The 364-nt window shown below is 68.4% G+C and carries 1 pseudogene; it reads left to right on the top strand.

Annotation, left to right across the window (positions count from 1 at the left end):
- Positions 1 to 265 (top strand): annotated as a pseudogene (locus ACLZOT_RS50555) (hypothetical protein); the annotation flags it as partial.
- Between the last annotated feature and the right edge of the window lie 99 nt (positions 266 to 364).

Raw genomic sequence — 364 nt, 5'->3', positions numbered from 1 at the left:
GCACGCCGCCCGCGCCCTCGCCGCTCTGTCGCCCGGAGAGGCAGCCAGCACCGCGGCAACACCCGGAGAACCGCCGGTGGCCAAGACGGAAGTGGTGCCGGTGTATGCGGCGCACCCCGGTGACCATGAAGCCCTGCTGGACAAGTTCCTGAAGGAACAGGGCGAATGGGAGAAGTACCAGGCCCGGTCGGGGTGCAACTTGGTGGTCAGCTGCAGGCCCCAGCCTCCGAGCAGCAGCCCGCAGCAGAACGTGTCGTGCTCGTGACGACGCCGGAAGGCATCCAGCTCGATCGCCTGCAACGGCAGTATCAGCGGCTCATCCGAGTCCGCACTGCCCAGGGCCGCTGTCTGGATCCGCCGCCTA

The organism is Streptomyces sp. 4F14, from assembly GCF_048159485.1.
GTDB lineage: Bacteria > Actinomycetota > Actinomycetes > Streptomycetales > Streptomycetaceae > Streptomyces.
This window is presented reverse-complemented; position numbering and strand designations above follow the sequence as displayed.